The organism is Dickeya sp. MK7 (assembly GCF_000406305.1).
Classification (GTDB): domain Bacteria; phylum Pseudomonadota; class Gammaproteobacteria; order Enterobacterales; family Enterobacteriaceae; genus Dickeya; species Dickeya fangzhongdai.
Genome location: NZ_CM001984.1, coordinates 3,456,864 through 3,472,646 on the forward strand (window position 1 = coordinate 3,456,864; position 15,783 = coordinate 3,472,646).

The 15,783-nt window shown below is 55.8% G+C and carries 15 protein-coding genes; 8 read left to right on the forward strand and 7 right to left on the reverse strand.

Going from position 1 to position 15,783, the window contains the following annotated elements; genetic code table 11:
• Positions 1 to 6: 6 nt before the first annotated feature.
• On the reverse strand, positions 7 to 1,947 hold the full coding sequence (locus DXXMK7_RS14850) for a methyl-accepting chemotaxis protein (RefSeq protein WP_038919768.1): 1,941 nt from the start codon (positions 1,945 to 1,947) through the stop codon (positions 7 to 9).
• A 380-nt stretch (positions 1,948 to 2,327) separates the two neighbouring features.
• Between DXXMK7_RS14850 and folD the strand changes: the two genes are divergently transcribed.
• On the forward strand, positions 2,328 to 3,197 hold the full coding sequence (gene folD / locus DXXMK7_RS14855) for a bifunctional methylenetetrahydrofolate dehydrogenase/methenyltetrahydrofolate cyclohydrolase FolD (RefSeq protein ID WP_038921072.1): 870 nt from the start codon (positions 2,328 to 2,330) through the stop codon (positions 3,195 to 3,197).
• A gap of 6 nt (positions 3,198 to 3,203) precedes the next feature.
• Positions 3,204 to 3,416 carry a ribosome-associated protein YbcJ gene (gene ybcJ, locus DXXMK7_RS14860; RefSeq protein WP_038919769.1) on the forward strand — a complete coding sequence of 71 codons (213 nt, stop codon included), beginning with the start codon at positions 3,204 to 3,206 and terminating at the stop codon, positions 3,414 to 3,416.
• 195 nt (positions 3,417 to 3,611) lie between these two features.
• On the opposite strand, the gene cysS is transcribed toward ybcJ, so the two are convergent.
• Both cysS and DXXMK7_RS14870 read right to left on the reverse strand, forming a co-directional pair.
• Positions 3,612 to 4,997: a cysteine--tRNA ligase gene (gene cysS / locus DXXMK7_RS14865; RefSeq protein ID WP_038919770.1), complete on the reverse strand. Its 1,386-nt coding sequence runs from the start codon at positions 4,995 to 4,997 to the stop codon at positions 3,612 to 3,614.
• A 407-nt stretch (positions 4,998 to 5,404) separates the two neighbouring features.
• Positions 5,405 to 5,827, reverse strand: a complete 423-nt coding sequence (locus DXXMK7_RS14870) for a DoxX family protein (RefSeq protein ID WP_038919771.1) — start codon at positions 5,825 to 5,827, stop codon at positions 5,405 to 5,407.
• A 338-nt stretch (positions 5,828 to 6,165) separates the two neighbouring features.
• Here DXXMK7_RS14870 and ppiB point away from each other — a divergent pair, with 338 nt between their 5' ends.
• From ppiB to DXXMK7_RS14900, 6 genes are all read left to right on the forward strand, one after another.
• Positions 6,166 to 6,660, forward strand: a complete 495-nt coding sequence (ppiB, locus tag DXXMK7_RS14875) for a peptidylprolyl isomerase B (protein ID WP_038919772.1) — start codon at positions 6,166 to 6,168, stop codon at positions 6,658 to 6,660.
• A gap of 10 nt (positions 6,661 to 6,670) precedes the next feature.
• Positions 6,671 to 7,393, forward strand: a complete 723-nt coding sequence (lpxH, locus tag DXXMK7_RS14880) for a UDP-2,3-diacylglucosamine diphosphatase (protein ID WP_038919774.1) — start codon at positions 6,671 to 6,673, stop codon at positions 7,391 to 7,393.
• Positions 7,394 to 7,635: 242 nt separating this feature from the next.
• On the forward strand, positions 7,636 to 8,145 hold the full coding sequence (gene purE / locus DXXMK7_RS14885) for a 5-(carboxyamino)imidazole ribonucleotide mutase (RefSeq protein WP_038919775.1): 510 nt from the start codon (positions 7,636 to 7,638) through the stop codon (positions 8,143 to 8,145).
• On the forward strand, positions 8,142 to 9,212 hold the full coding sequence (purK, locus tag DXXMK7_RS14890; protein ID WP_038919776.1) for a 5-(carboxyamino)imidazole ribonucleotide synthase: 1,071 nt from the start codon (positions 8,142 to 8,144) through the stop codon (positions 9,210 to 9,212). Before purE ends, purK begins: the two co-directional genes overlap by 4 nt.
• 469 nt (positions 9,213 to 9,681) lie before the next feature.
• Positions 9,682 to 10,965: an HAAAP family serine/threonine permease gene (locus tag DXXMK7_RS14895; RefSeq protein ID WP_038919777.1), complete on the forward strand. Its 1,284-nt coding sequence runs from the start codon at positions 9,682 to 9,684 to the stop codon at positions 10,963 to 10,965.
• Positions 10,966 to 11,027: 62 nt separating this feature from the next.
• Complete coding sequence (locus DXXMK7_RS14900) at positions 11,028 to 12,398, forward strand: L-serine ammonia-lyase (RefSeq protein WP_038667039.1); 1,371 nt, start codon at positions 11,028 to 11,030, stop codon at positions 12,396 to 12,398.
• A 58-nt stretch (positions 12,399 to 12,456) separates the two neighbouring features.
• On the opposite strand, the gene DXXMK7_RS14905 is transcribed toward DXXMK7_RS14900, so the two are convergent.
• From DXXMK7_RS14905 to pstB, 4 genes are all read right to left on the reverse strand, one after another.
• Positions 12,457 to 12,897, reverse strand: a complete 441-nt coding sequence (locus DXXMK7_RS14905) for a helix-turn-helix domain-containing protein (RefSeq protein ID WP_038919778.1) — start codon at positions 12,895 to 12,897, stop codon at positions 12,457 to 12,459.
• Between the two features lie 267 nt (positions 12,898 to 13,164).
• Complete coding sequence (locus tag DXXMK7_RS14910; protein WP_174213750.1) at positions 13,165 to 13,728, reverse strand: YolA family protein; 564 nt, start codon at positions 13,726 to 13,728, stop codon at positions 13,165 to 13,167.
• 458 nt (positions 13,729 to 14,186) lie between these two features.
• A complete protein-coding gene (locus DXXMK7_RS14915; protein WP_049842591.1) occupies positions 14,187 to 14,636 on the reverse strand; it encodes a DUF4879 domain-containing protein in 450 nt (149 codons plus the stop codon).
• A 305-nt stretch (positions 14,637 to 14,941) separates the two neighbouring features.
• The gene (gene pstB / locus DXXMK7_RS14920) at positions 14,942 to 15,757 is read right to left on the reverse strand and encodes a phosphate ABC transporter ATP-binding protein PstB (RefSeq protein WP_038919780.1); all 816 of its coding nucleotides are present in this window, start codon (positions 15,755 to 15,757) and stop codon (positions 14,942 to 14,944) included.
• Positions 15,758 to 15,783: the final 26 nt, after the last annotated feature.

A 15,783-nucleotide genomic window follows, 5' to 3' on the forward strand; every position in this document is an offset into this window, starting at 1 on the left:
GGTTTATCACAGAGGCAGGCCCACCCGGGCATTACCGCTATCGGCCACCACAAAGCGATCGACGGTTTCTTTCATGTCGCCGGCCTGCCTGTCGAGCAATTGGCTGGCGCTGGCCGCCTGCGACACCAGCGCCGCATTCTGCTGCGTCACCTGTTCCAGTTGATTCAGCGCCAGATGCACCTGATCCACGCCAAGCGACTGCTCCCGCGCCGCGGTGGCGATATCGCTGACAAAATCCCGCACCTGCGACGTACTGGTCATGATCTGCTTCATGGTTTCGCTGCTGCGCGTAACCAGCGTCACGCCTGCATGCACCTGGTCGATGCTGCCGGAAATCAGCTCCCTGATACGCTGCGATTCGCCGGCGCTGCGCTGGGCCAGATTGCGCACCTCTGTCGCCACCACGGCAAACCCACGCCCTTGCTCGCCTGCCCGGGCCGCTTCCACCGACGCATTGAGCGCCAGCAGGTTGGTCTGAAACGCGATGGCGTCAATCGCCGCGGTGATTTGCGACATCTGCTCGCTGGACTGGCGAATCAGCGCCATCGTTTCGCTGGCCTGCAATGTGACCTGATCGGCCACGCCAATCTGCTCTTCCATGATTTTCATCAGTTCCGACGCCTGAGCGGCGTAATCGGCAGTCTGTTTCACCGCCACGGTAATCTGTTCCATGCTGCTGGCGGTTTCCACCAGCGACGCCGCCTGTTCGTCGGTCCGCTGCGCCAGATCCTGATTACCCTGTGCGATTTCATTGCTGGCGCGCTCCACCAACCCGGCGCTCTGCTTAATGGTACACACCACATGTTCGATATTTTCCAGCGACCGGTTATAAGCCCGATTCAACTGCGACAGTTCATCTTTACCCTGAACATCCAGCCGACACGTCAGGTCATTGCCCATTTCATCAATGGTTTTCAGCGTCGAGGTCAATTGCTGATAGACATTGCGCGCCACCAGCACCGCCAGCAGCAGCGCCAGCAACAACGCCGCCACCGCGCCGCCCAGATAACCGTACCCGCTCAGCCGGGCCTGTTTTTCCAGCGTGTCCGCCCAGCTCAGCAAATCCGTCGATGCCGCATCCTCAATGGCTTTCAACTGGTCGATGCGCTGTGTCTGCTGTGTGAACCACTCGTTGGCGTCAACCCCAAATCCTCCGGTCGCGGCTTTGGCAAACGCGGTATCGCGCATTTTCAGCGCCGGTTGCGCCGTCGCACTGCTCAGTGAGTCCTGCATACGCTGACTGAGCGCCGGTTGGGCGAACTGATTGAAAGCATTGGTGTACGCGCTTTCCATGCCGACCAGTTGGCTGAAACGCTCGTACTGACCCGGCGCAAAACGATCCACGGCGAACACTTCGGACAACAATGCGCGCATGATGCCCGCCTGTTCCTTGATATTCAGCACGTTGTAATAGGCCGCCACGCGGGTTACCAGCCCGCCATTCGTTACCAGGTGACTCATATCGCCCACCAGTGCGATAAGGTCGCTGACGTTGGCGGTGTACCACCCCACCACTTGCGACGTGGGCAGCGAGAAACCGTCTACCTGAGCGCGCAGCGAGGAGAGTGTTTGCAGGCGCTCCTGCAAACGGTTCAGACGCTGCGCGATACCCCCAGCGGAGCTGGATAAGGCCAGCGCGGACTGACTTTCCCACAACGCGGCTAATGCTTTATCGGTTTCAACACGCTGGGTTCGCAGCGGATCGGCGAATTTCTGCCCCTTGCTGCCGATGAAGCCGGAACTCATGCCGCGTTCGCGTTGCAGGGCGTAGGCGGCATTACCGGCCCGCTGCGCCAGTGACAGCAACTGGGAAAACTGCGCCATGTCCTGCTCCGTCTGACGGCGCTCCAGCACGCCGCTGGCGGAGAACCACAGCAGAGCGACCAGTAGCGGCATTAACGCCAGAGCAAACTTGTAACGAATAGAAAGAGAGGATAATCGAAGCATGTACCGCCCCTTGTTTGATCCCGGGTGATCGCTTTATCCCGGGTAGTAGTTTGATCCCAGATATGCGTTGATGTCATCACGCCAGAAATAGTCAACACGAAAATTAATAATTCAATTTTCATCGTCCTTCGACACTGAAACTTTACCCCTCCTAAAGTGGTACATCGGCCTGGGAGAAATACACCGCAATAATTTGTTCTTATAGATTGATATACCCCCGATTTACGCCAGAAAACCGTTAAACCGCGCCCATTCCTGAAGCGCTACGTCATTGACAAGCCAGACATCACAATTAATCACCATACAACGCCTGACAGCCCGCGCCGCTTCTGCCAAAATAGGCGCATTCCCCCGCATTGAAAATGATGGATTTTCTGTACATGGTTGCAAAAATTATTGATGGTAAAACGATTGCGCAGCAGGTAAAAGACGAAGTGGCCGTGCGCGTAAAACAACGACTGGCCGAAGGTAAACGCGCGCCGGGGCTGGCGGTCGTGCTGGTGGGCGACAATCCCGCCTCGCAGATTTATGTCGCCAGCAAACGCAAAGTCTGTGAGGAAGTCGGTTTCGTTTCCCGCTCCTACGACCTGCCGGCCACCACCACCGAGCCGGAACTGCTGGCGCTGATCGACGAACTGAACGCCGATGCCGCCATCGACGGTATTCTGGTTCAGTTGCCGTTGCCGGCGGGAATCGATAATACCAAGGTCATCGAGCGCATCGCGCCGGACAAAGATGTGGACGGTTTCCACCCGTATAACGTCGGTCGGCTGTGCCAGCGCGCGCCGCTGCTGCGCCCCTGCACCCCGCGCGGCATCGTCACGCTGCTGGAGCGCTATGACGTCAACATGTTCGGCCTCAACGCCGTGGTGGTAGGCGCATCCAACATCGTCGGCCGCCCGATGAGCATGGAACTGTTGCTAGCGGGCTGCACCACTACCGTCACCCATCGCTTCACCAAAGACCTGCGTCATCACGTCGAACACGCCGACCTGCTGGTCGTGGCCGTCGGCAAGCCGGGGTTCATTCCGGGCGAGTGGATCAAACCGGGCGCCATCGTGATTGACGTCGGCATCAACCGGCTGGAAAACGGCAAAGTGGTAGGCGATGTGAAGTTTGACGAAGCCGCAGAGCGCGCCGCGTACATCACGCCGGTGCCGGGCGGCGTAGGGCCGATGACGGTCGCGACGCTAATTCAAAACACCTTGCAGGCCTGCGAGGAATACCACGACACAACGGCACAGGCGTAATCCCCCATGAACGTATTCCATCTGGACAAACACCCGCACGTGGAACTGTGCGACCTGCTGAAACTGCAAGGCTGGAGCGAAAGCGGCGCCGCCGCCAAACAGGCGATTGCCGCCGGTGAAGTGACCGTCGATGCCCAGACCGAAACCCGCAAGCGCTGCAAGATCGTCGCGGGTCAGGTTGTGAGTTTTAACGGAGAGTCCGTTACCGTGCAGGCGTGACGCGCCGGTTTTCGTAACGACTTCATATCGTCGCAACCCAATGTCGTAGCAGTCCAACGATGAAAAAAGGCCCGGAAAAACCGGGCCTTTTCTATTGGAGGAACGCCGTCTGGCGAACCGTGATTATTTACGACGCCAGGATTATTTGCGACGCCGGGATTATTTGCGACGCCAGGATTATTTGCGACGCCAGGATTATTTGCGACGCCAAATAGTGCCCTGCGGGCCGTCTTCCAGCACGATGCCCATTTCCGTCAACCGGTTGCGCGCCGCATCGGCCAGCGCCCAGTCTTTGGACTGACGGGCATCGTTGCGCTGTTTGATCAGGGCTTCGATTTCCTGCACTTCGCCGTCATCGGCCTGCGCGCCGCTTTGCAAAAACAGCTCCGGATCCCGCTCCAGCAGCCCCAGTACGCCAGCCAGCTTACGCAACGCCGCCGCCAGACCGTTGGCCGCCGCCGCATCTTCCGCTTTCAGGCGGTTAACCTCGCGGGCCATGTCGAACAGCACCGAGTAGGCTTCCGGCGTATTAAAGTCATCGTTCATCGCGTCGCGGAAACGGCTTTCGAAGTCATCGCCCCCCGCCGCCGGTGCGGCGGCATCGGTACCGCGCAGCGCGGTGTACAGGCGTTCCAGCGAGGCGCGCGCCTGTTTGAGGTTTTCTTCCGTGTAATTCAGTTGGCTACGATAGTGGCCGGAAATCAGGAAATAGCGGATGGTTTCGGCATCGTAGTGCGTCAGCACATCGCGCATGGTGAAGAAGTTGTTCAGCGATTTGGACATCTTCTCCCGATCGACCATCACCATGCCGGTATGCATCCAGTAATTCACATAATCGCCGCCGTGCGCGCAGGTAGACTGGGCAATTTCGTTTTCGTGGTGCGGAAACATCAGGTCGGACCCGCCGCCATGAATGTCGAAATGCTCGCCCAACTGCTTGCAGTTCATCGCCGAGCACTCAATGTGCCAGCCCGGACGGCCATTGCCCCACGGCGACGGCCAGCTCGGTTCGCCCGCTTTGGACATTTTCCACAGCACGAAGTCCATCGGGTTGCGTTTCACCTCGGTGATTTCCACCCGCGCCCCGGCTTTCAGTTGCTCCAGGTCCTGGCGAGACAGCGCGCCGTAACCCGGCGCGGTATCCACCGAAAACATCACGTCGCCGTTATCCGCCACGTAAGCGTGACGACGGGCGATCAATTTTTCCACCAGCTCAATGATTTCCGCCATGTAATGCGTCGCACGGGGCTCTTCATCCGGGCGCTGGATATTCAGCGCATCGAAGTCGGTATGCATTTCACCGATCATGCGATCGGTCAGTTGCGTGATGGTTTCGCCGTTTTCCGTCGCACGTTTGATGATCTTGTCGTCAATATCGGTGATATTGCGCACATATTTTACGTCGTAACCCAGATAGCGCAGGTAGCGCGCCACCACGTCAAATGCCACAAACGTCCGCCCATGACCGATATGACACAGGTCGTAAACGGTTATCCCGCACACATACATGCCAACCTTGCCAGCGTGGATGGGTTTGAATTCCTCTTTTTGACGACTCAGGGTATTAAAGATCTTTAGCATCAGGGCATTCCATGGTGTTCGCAGGAGATGTGCATCGTTGTCTGCGGTACGCGTAATAAAGTCGGTTTTTATCCGGTTTTCGGACGTAGAGCCTATCTCAATAGGCGTCATTGGCGCAGCCAGTTTGGACTCGGACAGCGCGGAGAAACCGGAGCGTACACGTAGTACGTGAGGATTTCGAGCACTGCCCAGGGCCAAAATGGCAAGTAAAATAGCCTAATTGGGATAGGCTTTTAGCTGCGTATTGAAACCTGAACCCTGCCCTATTGCAAGCGGGTGCGCCTAATATTAGGCATCCCCTGCGGTTTCGCGTCCTGAGCGGCCCCTAAACGCACAAACCCGGCGATATCGCCGGGTTTGCTTGGCTGCCAGTCGCAGCCGGATAAATCCGTTACCGTATATCCAGCTTAGCGCCAGCGCGGGTCACTCATTACGGAATATTTGCCGCTGCCCAGCAACGCAATCACGATACCGGCAAAGAAATAGACCGCAACGCCTTCCGCGCCCCATGCGCCGGTTTTTTCCAGCATGAACAACGCCTGCGGCTCAGCCAGCAGCAGCGCCACCACCATGGTGGACGAGAAGATCAGCGCGGCCGGACGGGTCAGGATGCCGAGAATCATCAGTACCGGCATCAACACTTCCCCCATGAACACGCCATAGGCGATAAACCCAGGCAGGCCGTGAGCCGCCAGCATCCCCTGAATACCACCGACGCCGGCGATTAGCTTATGAACACCGTGGAACAGCATCAAAATACTGAATGACAGTCGCAAAACCAGCTTGCCGCAATCCGGTTTGTCTAACAGCTGATTAATCCGGTCCAACATAATTTACCTACCTGTATGATTATTGAGTGAGCAACGTGTTAACGAGAGTGACTATCAACTACAACAAGGATAAGTTTAGAAAGTAAAAAAACATATCAAAATGAAACCAGTTATTGATTTAGCGCAACAAAAATATATTTCAAATAAACTCAACTAAATACCGAGAATCAATGAGTTTATTTGAAAGATTTTCCATGCCTGTCTCTACATTTCTCCGCCAGCTTCGCCCCTGTGCTGACTCAGCCATTCACTTATGTTATAAGAGCGCTCTTGGCGACTTGGCGCCTCGGTGAATATCTCTCATCATTCTGTGTACTATGGCTAAGTAAGGTTCATCTATGATTACGTTTCATACCAACCACGGCGACATCGTCATCAATACCTTCCCGGAAAAAGCACCGGTTACCGTGGAAAACTTCCTGAACTACTGCCGCAGCGGTTTTTACGATAACACCATCTTTCACCGTGTGATCAACGGCTTCATGATCCAGGGCGGCGGCTTCGAACCCGGCATGAACCAGAAAGACACCAACGCGCCGATCAAGAACGAAGCCAACAACGGTCTGGGCAACAACCGCGGCACGCTGGCTATGGCCCGCACCAATGATCCGCATTCAGCGACCGCCCAGTTCTTCATCAACGTGGTGGACAACGACTTCCTGAATTTCAAATCTGAAAGCGTAAACGGCTGGGGTTACTGCGTGTTCGCCGAAGTGGCGGAAGGCATGGACGTGGTCGACAAGATCAAAGCCGTCTCCACCGGCCGCAGCGGTATGCATCAGGATGTACCGAAAGAAGACGTAGTCGTTACCAGCGTAACCATCAGCGAGTAACGCCGGCTGCATGACCACGCTGTTTATTAGCGATCTGCATCTGAGCGAACAGGAACCGGCGATCACCGCCGGTTTCCTGCGTTTTCTGCGTGAAGACGCGCCCGGCGCCGACGCGCTCTACATCCTCGGCGATCTGTTCGACGCCTGGATTGGCGACGATGACCCGGCCCCGCTGCACGCCACGGTGGCGCAGGCGTTGAAGACGCTGGCCGACACCGGCGTACCCTGCTATTTCGCCCACGGCAACCGCGACTTTCTGCTTGGCGCGCGCTTCGCCCGCCAGAGCGGCCTGCAGTTGCTCGCCACGGAAACGGTGCTTGACCTCTATGGCCGCCGCACGTTGCTGCTGCACGGCGATACTCTGTGTACCGACGATCACGCCTACCAGAACTTCCGCCGCAAGGTGCATAACCCGTTCATCCAGCGGCTTTTCCTGTGGCTGCCGTTGTCCCTTCGTCTGCGCATCGCCGCCCGTATGCGCGCCGCCAGCCAGCAGGCCAACCAGCACAAATCCATGACCATTATGGACGTCAACGCCGATGAAGTGATGGCCCGCCTGCGGCACCATCAGGCCACGCTGATGATCCACGGTCATACCCACCGCCCGGCGATTCATCCGATCGATCAGGCCGGCGTGTGCGCCGAGCGCGCCGTGTTGGGCGCCTGGCATCAGGAAGGTTCTCTGCTGCGGGTGACCGCGGACGACGTCCGTCTGATTTCATTTCCGTTGTAACGCGACGTTTACACTGATTTCCCCCCTTAACGGCCCATTTCATCGCCACGCAACCGTTTTCCTCCCCTCTGGCTCATGGTATGCTCTACGCCCTCGCGACCTGCGGCTCCGGTTTCAGGTCGCCGTTGTACCGCGCAATGACCGCATCATGCACGATTACTGTCATGCTCGATCATCTACTGTCATGCACGATCATCGACATGAATCACCACCGTCATGCAAACCACAGGAGCATTACAGGCATGTCATCCAACGCTGCCCCGGCGAAAATCGCTATTGTCATGGGTTCAAAGAGTGACTGGGCCACCATGCAGTTTGCTGCAGAGATCCTCACCACGCTGAATCTGCCCTATCACGTTGAAGTCGTCTCCGCGCACCGCACGCCGGATAAACTGTTCAGCTTCGCCGAACAGGCGGACCAGAATGGCTTTGACGTTATTATCGCCGGCGCGGGCGGCGCCGCTCACCTGCCGGGTATGCTGGCGGCTAAAACCCTGGTGCCGGTGCTGGGCGTGCCGGTGCAGAGCGCCGCGTTAAGCGGTGTCGACAGTCTCTATTCGATTGTGCAGATGCCGCGCGGCATTCCGGTCGGCACCCTGGCCATCGGCAAAGCCGGCGCCGCTAACGCCGCCCTGCTGGCCGCGCAGATTCTGGCGCGTCACGACCGCGAGCTGGCTTCTCGTCTGGCCGCCTGGCGTCAGGCGCAGACCGACGAGGTGCTGAACCACCCGGATCCGCGGGAGGATGCATGAAACCGGTTTGCGTACTGGGTAACGGCCAACTGGGCCGTATGTTGCGCCAGGCCGGCGAGCCGCTGGGCATCGCCGTTTATCCGGTCGGGCTGGATGCGGAGCCGGAATCGGTGCCGGTGCAACACAGCGTCATCACCGCTGAAATCGAACGCTGGCCGGAAACGGCGCTGACCCGCCAGTTGGCGCAGCACCCGGCGTTCGTCAACCGTGATATTTTTCCGCGTCTGGCCGATCGCTACACCCAAAAACAGTTGCTGGACGAACTGAATCTGGCCACCGCGCCCTGGCAGTTGCTGGCCTCGGCGCAGGAGTGGCCGGCGGTATTCGCTGCGCTGGGCGAACTGGCGATCGTTAAACGCCGCGTCGGCGGTTATGACGGCCGCGGTCAGTGGCGTATTCGTCCCGGCGAAGAGCATAGCCTGCCTGCCGACTGCTACGGCGAGTGCATCGTTGAACAGGGCATCGCGTTTTCCGGCGAGGTATCGCTGGTCGGCGCGCGCAACGTAAAAGGCGACTGCGTATTCTACCCGCTGACCCGCAACCTGCATGAAGACGGCATCCTGCGCGCCAGCGTGGCATTGCCGCAACCGCAGCCGCACCTGCAACAGCAGGCGGAACAGATGCTGTCGGCAATTATGCATCGTCTCGGCTACGTGGGCGTGATGGCGATGGAATGCTTCGTGGTGGGCGATCGCCTGCTGATCAACGAGCTGGCGCCGCGCGTGCACAATAGCGGCCACTGGACGCAAAACGGCGCCTCCATCAGTCAGTTCGAACTGCACCTGCGCGCGATTCTCGACCTGCCGTTACCGGCCCCGGTCGTCGCCAGCCCGTCGGTGATGGTCAACCTGATCGGCACCGACATGAATATCGATTGGCTGGCGCTGCCGTTGGTGCACCTGCACTGGTATGAGAAAGAGGTGCGCCCGGGCCGCAAGGTGGGTCACCTGAACCTCAATCACCCGGATGCCGCGCTGCTGAATCAGACGCTGCGCGCACTGGCGCCGTTGTTGCCGGACGCCTATCAGTCCGGGCTGGTATGGGCCCAGCAGCAACTGAGCTGCTGAGTCATTTAATGATACTGGCGGGCCGGCGTCGGCTCGCCGGTACCTGAAGCAAGATTTTTACGTGACATTATGATGATTGGGTTTATTATTTTCACCGTCTCCAAATTAAATATGTTTCATTGGTTATTTATTTCACCTGTCGCTATTTCTCATGAAATATATTTACACTTTATTACCCCCTCAATTAACCGCATTAACGCATCAAAAAAGATACCGTCGAAAATAAAAAATTTAACGCATCAATCCTGATATTTTATTTTTAATTAATTGAGGTTAAAATAATTGACCTTAATTCATTTGTGTGATCGCCTCACTATTATTCCTCAACGGTCAGGATATAGAATGCAGCCACAAAAAAGATTACCCCGATTCACATGATGTCTCGTGTGACACCTGCGAATTATCTCTGTATTGGCCTGCCGCCGGTACGGTATTTTTTATACTCTGTGTTCACCAAGGAGAAACACGCATGAGCACAATTCAAGACAGCAGTCAGGTACTGGAGCAAGCTTCAGGCTGGCGTAAAAGCGATACCGTCTGGATGCTGGGCCTGTACGGCACGGCAATTGGGGCGGGCGTGCTGTTTTTGCCCATCAATGCCGGTATTGGCGGTCTGATTCCGTTGATTATCATGGCAATTATTGCTTTTCCAATGACCTATTATTCTCATCGCGCATTATGCCGTTTTGTCTTATCCGGCAAAAAAAGCGGTGAAGATATTACCGAAGTGGTAGAAGAACATTTCGGCACCGGTGCGGGAAAATTAATCACCCTGCTCTATTTTTTCGCCATTTATCCGATTCTTCTGGTTTACAGCGTAGCCATTACCAATACCGTTGACAGCTTTATTACTCACCAGCTGCATTTACCGTCGCCGCCGCGGGCGATTCTGTCGCTGATATTGATTCTGGGGCTGATGTTTATTGTCCGTTTCGGCGAAGCCATGATTGTAAAAGCCATGAGCGTGCTGGTTTATCCGTTCGTAGCGGTATTAATGATGCTGGCGCTGTATTTAATTCCTCACTGGAATACCACGGTCTTCCACAATATTTCCCTGACCAACAGCACCACCGGCAACGGCATGCTGGCGACGCTGTGGCTGGCGATTCCGGTAATGGTGTTCTCCTTCAACCATTCGCCGATCATTTCATCTTTCGCGGTCGCCAAACGCCGCGAGTATGGCGACAACGCCGAGAGAAAATGCTCCCGCATTCTGGCCTGCAGCCACACCATGATGGTGCTGACCGTGATGTTCTTCGTGTTCAGCTGCGTACTGGCGCTCTCTCCGGCGGAGCTGATGGAAGCCAAGACGCAGAACATTTCGATTCTGTCCTACCTGGCTAACCATTTTAACAACCCGGTCATGGGGTATATGGCGCCGGTTATCGCCACCATCGCTATCTCCAAGTCGTTCCTCGGCCACTATCTGGGCGCCGGCGAAGGCCTTAACGGCATGATGGTGAAAATGCTGCGCAGCCGCGGCAAGACCGTCTCGACCACCAAACTGAACCGCATCACCGCATTGTTCATGCTGGTCACCACCTGGCTGGTCGCCACCCTTAACCCAAGCATTCTGGGTATGATTGAAACGATGGGCGGCCCGGTTATCGCCTGTCTGCTGTTCCTGATGCCGATGTACGCCATCCGTAAAGTGCCGGCCATGCGCCAGTACAGCGGCACGCTGAGCAATGTGTTCGTCACCCTGCTGGGTCTGATCGCCATCACCGCCATCGTCTACACCCTGTTCGAGTAATACCTCCGTACCCTCCCGACGCAGGCGGCCCGGCTGCCTGCGTCAGCTGAAAGGAACCCCCTATGGTCAGCGTATTTGATATTTTCAAAATTGGTATCGGCCCTTCCAGTTCGCATACCGTTGGCCCGATGAAAGCTGGCAACATGTTCACGGACGATCTGGTCAGCCTGTCTCTGATTTCATCGGTTGACGCCATTATCGTTGATGTTTACGGCTCGCTGGCCCTGACCGGCAAGGGCCACCATACCGACATCGCCATCATTATGGGACTGGCGGGCAACCTGCCGGACAGCGTGGATATCGACGCCATCCCGGCGTTTATTCAACAGGTGCAGCATACCCGCCGTCTGCCGCTGCTCAACGGGCGGTATGACGTCAGCTTCCCGCTGGACAGCGCGCTGCGCTTTCAGCCGGAGAACCTGCCGCTGCATGAAAACGGCATGACGATCCGCGCGCTCGACGCCAGCCAGAAGGTGCTGTACAGCAAAACCTACTACTCCATCGGCGGCGGTTTCGTGGTCGATCAGGAGCACTTCGGCCAGCCGATGGCGCAGGAAGAGCGCGCACCCTGGCCGTTCTATTCCGCCCGGCAATTGTTACAGCACTGCCACGACAACTGCCTGTCGCTGTCGGCGGTGGTGATGAAAAACGAAATCGCCATGCACGGCCGCGACGCGCTGGAAGCCTATTTCGCCAGCGTCTGGCAAACCATGCAGAATGCCATTCATCGCGGCATGAACACCGAAGGCGTCCTGCCCGGCCCGCTGCGGGTGCCGCGTCGCGCTTCGGCGTTGCACCGCCTGCTGTTCACCAACGGCCGTTTCTCCAACGACCCGATGGACGCGATGGATTGGGTAAACATGTTCGCCATGGCGGTGTCGGAAGAAAATGCCGCCGGCGGCCGGGTGGTGACGGCGCCGACCAACGGCGCGTGCGGCATCATTCCGGCGGTACTGGCGTATTATGACCGTTTCATCCAGCCGGTAACGCCGGACACCTGTCTGCGCTATTTTCTGGCGGCCGGCGCCATCGGCATTCTGTTCAAGATGAACGCCTCTATTTCCGGAGCGGAAGTGGGTTGTCAGGGCGAAGTGGGCGTAGCCTGCTCAATGGCGGCGGCCGGTCTGGCGGAACTGCTGGGCGCTAACCCGGAACAGGTATGCATCGCCGCGGAGATCGGTATGGAACACAATCTGGGGCTGACCTGCGACCCGGTAGCCGGTCAGGTTCAGGTGCCGTGCATCGAACGCAACGCCATCGCCTCCGTCAAGGCCATCAACGCCGCGCGCATGGCGATCCGCCGCGCCAGCGAACCCCGCGTCTCGCTGGATAAAGTGATTGAAACCATGTACGAAACCGGTAAAGACATGAACGCCAAATACCGCGAAACCTCCCGCGGCGGCCTGGCGATCAAAGTGGTGCAGTGCGAGTAAGCGTTCATCACAGGCAGTTAAAACAGAATCACGCGCCGGGTTAATGCCCGGCGTTTTTTCAGGAAGGTTTTTTCTCGCTATCCGGCCAGGACCAGATCAGGTTGTTTTCGGCGGCGGAAACATACCAGTCAAGCGCGCTGGCGACCGGTTTGGGCATCGACTCCGGTGCAGCCACAGGCGCGGCGACATCGGCGTTTTTCTTACGAATACGCAACGGCGCGCGCGGCTGCCCGCCATTCAGGCGCGCATTAAAATTCTCGACTTCGGTATCAAACAGCACGCCTTCCAGCTGATGTAAGCGATTCAACCCGCGCAGAATCGCCAGCAGGCTGCTCAGGGTAATCGACTCGCCCATTTCCGCCCGCTTGATGGTGGCGATGCCAAGCCCAGCCCGCTCGGCCAAATCCACCTGCGACAAGCGTTGCTGAATGCGCGCGTCTTTTATCCGCCGACAAAGCTCGGTGATGATGTCACCTTCGCTCATGGTGCTGAATCTCATAATGCCTACCGTTTAATACGCGTGAATGAAAACCGACGCTATTTTATCACCGCCGGGTTCAATCACACGGATAATTAATGACGCGTATCAATTATTTTGATCCAACACATAAAATGCGGCTCAATACGCCCATTTATCCGACTCAGGTACGTTATTTCCGTCTGATGAATCACGCCTTAAAACAAACTGTTTAAAACAAACTGTTTAAAACAACAGGCAGCGCATACGCCGCCTGTTGTATGGCACTTACTGAATGTTGTCTGGCACTTACTGAATATTGAGCGACGTGCTCAGCGTGCGATTCGGGAAATTGGTCGATGTGGATTGATAACGGAATACCACCGACGACATATTGTCTGCATTGAAATACGCCATCCAACCCGCAACGGTGTAGCCAGCCGGGCAGCTTTCGGTATAACGACCATTAACAATACAAACGGGGTTAACCTGATACGGGCTGGTTTGCCCGCCGTTCAGCCAGCCAATGCGGTTACCGCCATACCCCACTTCCAGCACGGCGATGCGCAACGTGGTGCCACCCGCATAACCTGACAGTGTAAAGGTATTGGTCGGCACCGCCTGCCAGCCGCCTTTCAGCGAGGAATACACCGCGTACACCTGCACTGAACTCAACGCCGGCGCCGGCGCGCGCAGCGCTTTATGTTCGGAAGAGGACACGTCCTGTTCTGAACCGGCTGACAGCGGATGATCGATAAACGGAGAATCGAGCGCGGTAATGACGGTTTGTACCGGCTCATCAGAGGTTTGAGCATAAACTGGCGATAGCGCCGCCACGACCATACCCAGCGTAAAACCTATTTTTATAGACATTCTCATCCTGAGTGGTTCCATTAAAATATGCAGCCCATTGCTGCAATGAAATACTAATCAGCACAAAAAATTGCCTCCAGTAAAAAAATAAGATAAGCAACATCATTTAAGAAACAAATAAAAATAAAAGAAAATATAAATAAAACAAAAATAAAAACCAGTCGGGAAATATAAATCAAAACAAATTAGACAAGAAATATTACCGCGTGTTTATTTTTCTTGGATTTACTACCTTTAATCTCAGGATAAAATGGAATAATAACGCACGTCTGACATGGAACACGTAAGGATTTCGAATACTGTCTGCGACAAAATAGTAAATGAGGCGGGCTGTCAGGATGTAAACCTATCTGGATGTAAACCTGTCAGTACAACTGTTAGCATAACTGTTGGTACAACAGGCAGCGTATGTGCTGCCTGTAAGGTGTAGTCTTATCGAGACGGTATTTTAAAAAAAATTACTTGATCGTGAGTGACGTGCTCAAGGTTTTATAGGGGAAATTAGCCGATGTCGATTGATAGCGGAAAGTCACTGATGTCTGATAGTTCGCGCTAAAATAGGCAATCCATCCCGCGCCCGTAGCACCTCTGGGGCAATTGTCCGTCATCTCGCCTTTCACCAGACACGCCAGTTTCACCGAATCGGGTTTCTTTTGTTCGCCGTTGATCCAACCAATACGATTACCACCATATCCGGTTTCCACCACGGCAATCTGCAGTGTGCCGCCCGCGTAACCCGGCCCGATCGAAACCGCGTTAACGGGAGCATATTGCCAGGTGCCGCCATATACCCCTGATAATACTTTAATACGTAATCCACTCAGAGCAGGCGCAGGCGCACTGAACGCAGAAGACGTTGTAGCCAGAAGCAATCCCAGAGCCAACCCCATTTTTATAGACTTTTTCATCCCTAGCAATTCCATTTAAATGTACAGCCAATTGCTGCGAAAGAAATAGTAATTCACCTAATCAATTCCATCTAGCCAAAAACAGGCATAAACAATTTTGGTTATGCAATAAATAAAATAAAGCTGACCCAGATCAAATAAAGGAAATAAGTAAAATTGGCGTCATTGTCGCCACAGAAGAACATGTTTATTTATCGTTATTTTTATTTAATTAAAAGATAAAGTTATGAACAAATGAACTTATCGCAGCATAACGTAGTGAACAAACCGCCTCACGAAAACATGCCGTTATCGTGAGGCGCAGCTTAACCGAAACGACCGGTAATATAGTCTTCGGTACGGCGTTCGGCCGGAGCGGTAAACAGCGCGTCGGTTTCGTTATATTCAATCAGCCGGCCATGATGAATAAACGCCGTATAATCGGACACCCGCGCCGCCTGCTGCATGTTGTGCGTCACCAGCACCAGCGTGAAGCGGCGTTTCAGCGCGCCGATCAGCTCTTCGATCACCAGCGTCGAGATCGGATCGAGCGCCGAGGTGGGTTCATCCAGCAACAGCACCTCCGGTTCGATGGCGATGGCGCGGGCGATCACCAGCCGCTGCTGCTGGCCGCTGGAGAGCGTCAGCGCATTGTCGCCAAGCCGGTCTTTCACCTCATGCCACAAGGCCGCGGCCCGCAGCGCATTTTCCACCGCTTCATCCAGCGTACGCCGCTCTTTCACGCCCTGCAGACGCAGGCCGTAAATCACGTTTTCATAGATGGATTTGGGGAATGGATTGGGGCGCTGGAATACCATGCCGACCCGGCGGCGCAGCGTCGACACATCCACCGCCGGATCGTTGATGGGCATGCCCTGCAGGCGGATATCGCCTTCAATGCGGCACGTATCCATCAGGTCGTTCATACGGTTAAAGCAACGCAACAAGGTGGATTTACCGCACCCGGACGGCCCAATCAACGCGGTCACGCGGTGTTTCGGAATACGCAGGGAGATATCGCTCAGCGCCTGCTTGTCGCCGTAATACAGATTCAGCCCGTCTACCGACAAAGCCGTTTGATCATCCGTCAACCGGTGGACGTCCATCACGGGGAGTCGTTCCAGCTGTTTAGGCATGCCCATCACTATTTCTCCCACCACGGTTCTCC

Bases quoted from the DNA above. Each gene is read 5' to 3' on its own strand.
- DXXMK7_RS14905 (WP_038919778.1), bottom strand. From the start codon at position 12,897: ATGAGATTCAGCACCATGAGCGAAGGTGACATCATCACCGAGCTTTGT.
- DXXMK7_RS14850 (WP_038919768.1), bottom strand. From the start codon at position 1,947: ATGCTTCGATTATCCTCTCTTTCTATTCGTTACAAGTTTGCTCTGGCG.
- purE (WP_038919775.1), top strand. From the start codon at position 7,636: ATGTCATCCAACGCTGCCCCGGCGAAAATCGCTATTGTCATGGGTTCA.
- cysS (WP_038919770.1), bottom strand. From the start codon at position 4,997: ATGCTAAAGATCTTTAATACCCTGAGTCGTCAAAAAGAGGAATTCAAA.
- ppiB (WP_038919772.1), top strand. From the start codon at position 6,166: ATGATTACGTTTCATACCAACCACGGCGACATCGTCATCAATACCTTC.
- purK (WP_038919776.1), top strand. From the start codon at position 8,142: ATGAAACCGGTTTGCGTACTGGGTAACGGCCAACTGGGCCGTATGTTG.
- folD (WP_038921072.1), top strand. From the start codon at position 2,328: ATGGTTGCAAAAATTATTGATGGTAAAACGATTGCGCAGCAGGTAAAA.
- DXXMK7_RS14895 (WP_038919777.1), top strand. From the start codon at position 9,682: ATGAGCACAATTCAAGACAGCAGTCAGGTACTGGAGCAAGCTTCAGGC.
- DXXMK7_RS14870 (WP_038919771.1), bottom strand. From the start codon at position 5,827: ATGTTGGACCGGATTAATCAGCTGTTAGACAAACCGGATTGCGGCAAG.
- DXXMK7_RS14900 (WP_038667039.1), top strand. From the start codon at position 11,028: ATGGTCAGCGTATTTGATATTTTCAAAATTGGTATCGGCCCTTCCAGT.
- ybcJ (WP_038919769.1), top strand. From the start codon at position 3,204: ATGAACGTATTCCATCTGGACAAACACCCGCACGTGGAACTGTGCGAC.
- DXXMK7_RS14915 (WP_049842591.1), bottom strand. From the start codon at position 14,636: ATGAAAAAGTCTATAAAAATGGGGTTGGCTCTGGGATTGCTTCTGGCT.
- DXXMK7_RS14910 (WP_174213750.1), bottom strand. From the start codon at position 13,728: ATGTCTATAAAAATAGGTTTTACGCTGGGTATGGTCGTGGCGGCGCTA.
- lpxH (WP_038919774.1), top strand. From the start codon at position 6,671: ATGACCACGCTGTTTATTAGCGATCTGCATCTGAGCGAACAGGAACCG.
- pstB (WP_038919780.1), bottom strand. From the start codon at position 15,757: ATGGGCATGCCTAAACAGCTGGAACGACTCCCCGTGATGGACGTCCAC.